5 protein-coding genes, 1 tRNA gene and 1 pseudogene are annotated in these 4,321 nt (G+C 32.8%); all 7 read left to right on the top strand.

The window, feature by feature from the left end; genetic code table 11:
* Window positions 1-202 precede the first annotated feature (202 nt).
* Window positions 203-471, top strand: a pseudogene (locus COX95_01060) (excinuclease ABC subunit C).
* Window positions 462-538, top strand: a tRNA-Lys gene (locus COX95_01055). The pseudogene COX95_01060 and the gene COX95_01055 overlap by 10 nt, the downstream one beginning before the upstream one ends.
* Before the next feature lie 143 nt (window positions 539-681).
* Window positions 682-1,596: a hypothetical protein gene (locus COX95_01050; GenBank protein ID PIZ86520.1), complete on the top strand. Its 915-nt coding sequence runs from the start codon at window positions 682-684 to the stop codon at window positions 1,594-1,596.
* On the top strand, window positions 1,593-2,285 hold the full coding sequence (locus COX95_01045; GenBank protein ID PIZ86519.1) for a hypothetical protein: 693 nt from the start codon (window positions 1,593-1,595) through the stop codon (window positions 2,283-2,285). Before COX95_01050 ends, COX95_01045 begins: the two co-directional genes overlap by 4 nt.
* 61 nt (window positions 2,286-2,346) lie before the next feature.
* Window positions 2,347-3,351: a hypothetical protein gene (locus tag COX95_01040; protein PIZ86518.1), complete on the top strand. Its 1,005-nt coding sequence runs from the start codon at window positions 2,347-2,349 to the stop codon at window positions 3,349-3,351.
* 24 nt (window positions 3,352-3,375) lie between these two features.
* Window positions 3,376-3,897, top strand: coding sequence for a hypothetical protein (locus tag COX95_01035; GenBank protein PIZ86517.1), 522 nt, complete (start codon window positions 3,376-3,378; stop codon window positions 3,895-3,897).
* Window positions 3,898-3,973: 76 nt separating this feature from the next.
* Entirely contained in the window at window positions 3,974-4,264 is a 291-nt protein-coding gene (locus COX95_01030) for a hypothetical protein (protein ID PIZ86516.1), read from the top strand.
* Window positions 4,265-4,321: the final 57 nt, after the last annotated feature.

The following is a 4,321-nucleotide window of genomic DNA, read 5'->3' as shown; positions in this document are numbered from 1 at the left end:
AAAGAGAATACACCAATCTTTGGGTAATATTTCACCCATTGATTATTTAATAAAAACTGTTCCGGAGTCTCAAATGTGCGTGACGCGTACAAATTATTGAAAACTAGATGATAATATGTTAGCATTTTGATATTGTAAGCTTCAAGATTAGAGCACTCTGACTTTAGTCGGGGGTGTCCTAGAATATTAAGCGAGAGCAAAAATGTATTATGTGTACATTTTAAAAGTTTATTAGATTATGGTTTTTACATTGGAGCTACTAGTAACTTAAAAGATAGGTTATTAAGGCACTTGAACGGTAGATCAAGGTCAACAAAACATAGGAGACCATTACAACTTGTTTATTATGAGATGTTTGAAAATAAACAAGATGTATATCAAAGAGAAAGGTATCTTAAACGACTAAAAAATAATCGTTATATTCAAGACTTGATAGCTGAAAATATTAAGAATAATCTGGTGGGTCGTTAGCTCAGTTGGTTAGAGCACCTGCCTTTTAAGCAGGGTGTCCTGGGTTCGAGTCCCAGACGACCCACCAGATTATTCTTAGTTAGAAAGTAGAGCACCCCGACTTTAGTCGGGGGTGTCCTGTGGGGAGCTTGTCCCGATTTATCGGGAAGTCCCAGACGACCCACCATAGTGCCTTCAAGAAGATTTTAAAACCGCTTTGCGGTTTTTTTAATGATTTATTATTATTTTTTCTTATTATATAATTTAATAGATAAAGATCTATTTAATATGCCTTGGTATTTATTTGGTTTTGTTTGTACTTTTTTTATAGGGCTACACTTAGTAACTTCAAAGAAAATTTTAGTATTTGAAAATGCTCTAGAATTTCTTACTGTTTTAGCTTCAGCCCAGTTTTTAGTGCTACTTCCGATTATCCCATACGTAGAAATACCTTCCATGGAAGTATTTTTATTAATTATATTTCAAGGGATTCTGCTGACTGTTGGTTTATTGCTCCAATTTACAGTTTTAAGAAAAATGCCCATATCTACCGTTGCGACTCTAGGTAACCTTATGCCGTTGTTCCTTTTCTCTTTTGCTTTTTTTATGCTGGGAGAATCTTTGAATGATGATAAATTAACAGGTTTAGTTATTTTAGTATTCGGAGCATATATGGTAGATTATGCGCCTGGGGATATTTTAGGCCCGATCAAAAAAGTTTTTTCATCCAAGCTGGAACAATTTTTGCTTATATCTATTATGCTTTTAGCGAGTGTGGCTATGCTAGATAAGATGATACTTTCAGAAGGTATTTCTGCTCTTAGCCTGCTTTTTTTCAGTCAGTTATGTTTGGCGATTTCTACTCTTTCCTGCCTTTTGATAATAGAAAAAAAAGAAGGAGTTAAAAAAGCCTATACAACCAAGGGAACGTGGGTTTTATTGACTGCGATGCTTAAAAATTTGGGTAATCTAGCTTACTTCCAGGCAGTATCTTTAACTTATGTATCCTTGGTGGTTCCTATAAGGCAACTAGCTAGTTTTATCTCGGCTTTTATTGGTGGTACAATTTTTAAAGAAAAAAATTTATTTAGAAAATCCATTGCTTGTCTTATAATGATTGCAGGGGTTATACTTATAATTCTATGAAAAAATTTATATTTATTTTATTATTATGTTTTACTTTAACTCCTTTAGGCGTAAAGGCTTCTTCGGATAATTATTTTGTGAAGATAATAAATATTTTTTCTTCTTTAAAATATGCCGATTCAGATATTATTCCAGTGGTAGCAGGAGTACAAGATGCTAAAGTCGGTAATTATTTACCGGGAGTTATGGATGATAAAATGTTTAAATTTCAGGATATATCTATAAAGGCCAAGGAAGAAATTGAAAAAAAGAAAAAAGAGGAACAAAAGAAAAAGGATGACGAAAGATTAAAAGTAGCGGAAACCCTCGCATCATTTGACGGAAAGTATATTGATGTAGATATATCAACTCAAACCTTAACTGCTTTTGACAATAAAAATGCGGTTTATAGGTTTAAAATATCTTCTGGAAGTCGATCCCACCCAACCCCAGCAGGCACTTTTACAGTATTAAGCAAGATACCTAGGGCTTATTCTAAGAAATATGGTCTTTATATGCCATGGTGGATGGAATTTTCAGGCAGAGGGCATGGGTTCCATGAATTACCCGAATGGCCGAATGGAGTGAAAGAGGGCACAAGAAGTATCGGTAGGGCAGTATCTCATGGTTGTGTGAGGCTTGGAGTTGGGCCAGCTAAAATTCTTTACGATTGGGCAAATATTGGCGATAAGGTTTACGTGCATTTTTAGTCTGATTTTACTTTCCAAGCAGATTTCGTTAAACTTAAATAATAGATAAAATGAGGTCAGCTTGGCAACTTATTCAGTCGGCATAGACATTGGATCCAAATCTATCAAGCTTATAGAGTTAATGCGTCAAAAAAGTCAATTTACTCTTTCTGCTATGGGTGAAATTCCTGTTCCCTTTGAGTTGCTGAAGGCCAGTAATGACGATGCTTTAGCAAGTTTTTCTTTGTATATTAAGAAATTATTTAAAGATTCAGGTTGTCATATTGTTGATGTATGCTCAGCCCTACCTTCAGAAAAAGTTTCCACGGCTTTTATTGATATTCCTATTATGCCTGATAAGGAATTGGAATATGCAATGCAGTGGGAAATTAGAAAACACGTTGTTGATTATTCGGAAGATAAATCAGCCACTTGGGATATTGTAGCGAAAAATGAAAAATTTGAAGTAATGATTGCTTCAACGCCTAAATATATTATTTCTAGGTATTTGAATACAATTAAAAATAGTGGATTAAATCCGATTTCTCTTGAAATTGAACCAATTTCTTTAAACCGTTCTTTAATAGAAAAGGATCATAGCGGCGTAACCGCGATTATTCATATTGGTGTAAGTTTTTCCGTGATAAGTATTGTAGAAAATGGTGTTACAAGATCTATAAAGAACGTTAAGATTGGAGAAAATGAAATGCTTTTTTCTATGGCAAGTTTCGGTAAGGAAGATTATACTAGAAATCTTTTGTATAATTTCGGTATATTAAAATCTAAAGATCAAGGTAAAATTCATAATATTATAAAGCCGATAATAGAAGTTATAGCATTTGAATTTGAAAGACTATCAAAATATTATCAAGAAAAGTCTAACAAAGAAATAAATCGGGTTTTGATATCAGGCGGTTGTTCTCAAATTCCCAATATAGCCGATTTAATGTCTCCCATGCTTTCAACAGAAGTTTCTATGGGAAATGCTTGGCAAAATATAAATTTTCCTAATAATTATGATGTTGATGAGCTAACAAAGGTAGGCCCACGCTTTGCAGTGGCTGTTGGCCTTGCAATGACTCAATAACTGTGTTTTTATAATATTAACAGAATGAAAATAAACTTAATCCCAAGAGAAGAAGATCAATCCATTCTAAAGCCATTATTGGTTAGGACTTTAATTATTTCCGTTTCAACTGTTCTTTTGCTCTTATTGTTTCTAGGTATACGATCTATTATAAATAAAATCAAGCTTGATGGTTTATCAAAAAAAGAGCAAGTTGTTATCGAAAATGAGAACAATTTAAAAGATATAAAAGATAGTTTTGAAAAATATAAAGCTCATCCGGCTGTATCAATATTAAATAATCATAAATACTACTCAAAATTTTTTGCTAAACTTCAAGAAACAGAATCGGGGAATATCCAGATATCCGGACTCACAATAAGTGATGGTAACAAGGTCAATGTTATATGCGAAACTAGTAAGAGCTATCTGGATATATCTACTTTTTTGAAAAACCTGAAAAAAAACGGATTTACAAATATTAAGTTAGCATCTATTTCTCCAGCAGGTTCTAATATCAACTTTACAATTGATTTTAGTTTTCCTCAAGGATTAATTTTAAAATGATTAAAAAAAACTCCCCCAAAATTGATCTTTATCAACTTTTAAACAAATACTCTTTGGCGGTCAGTATTTTCTTTTTTTGGTTATAATTGGGCTTTCTTGCTTTATCGTTAATTCAGCCTACAAGACCACCGTGAGTTATGAAAAAAAAGTTTATGATAAATCATCAGACATAGCAAGAAGAGAATCTAATTTAGAACAACTTGCAAATTTAAAGGGGCAATTTCCTGATTTTTCTTCTAAGGTTAATATTTTAGAAAAGATTATGTCTTTTAAGAGTACAGATCAGCAATCCGTAGATCCAGGGCAGTTTTTAACCCAAATTTATCAAATATCAATTAATTCAAAACTTAAACTCGTCTCTATTTGAATAAGTTACGAAACATTTGAGACTCCTGCAAATAACTAAGGAGTTTCCAATATGCAT

It is taken from the genome of bacterium CG_4_10_14_0_2_um_filter_33_32 (genome assembly GCA_002792735.1).
Taxonomy (GTDB): domain Bacteria; phylum Patescibacteriota; class CPR2_A; order CG2-30-33-46; family CG2-30-33-46; genus CG2-30-33-46.
The sequence above is the reverse complement of the archived record's forward strand: the minus strand, read 5'-3'. Positions and strand labels throughout refer to the sequence as shown.

What these genes read in the sequence shown, in the direction of transcription:
- COX95_01050 (PIZ86520.1), top strand. Translation starts at nt 682, where the DNA reads ATGATTTATTATTATTTTTTCTTATTATATAATTTAATAGATAAAGAT.
- COX95_01045 (PIZ86519.1), top strand. Translation starts at nt 1,593, where the DNA reads ATGAAAAAATTTATATTTATTTTATTATTATGTTTTACTTTAACTCCT.
- COX95_01035 (PIZ86517.1), top strand. Translation starts at nt 3,376, where the DNA reads ATGAAAATAAACTTAATCCCAAGAGAAGAAGATCAATCCATTCTAAAG.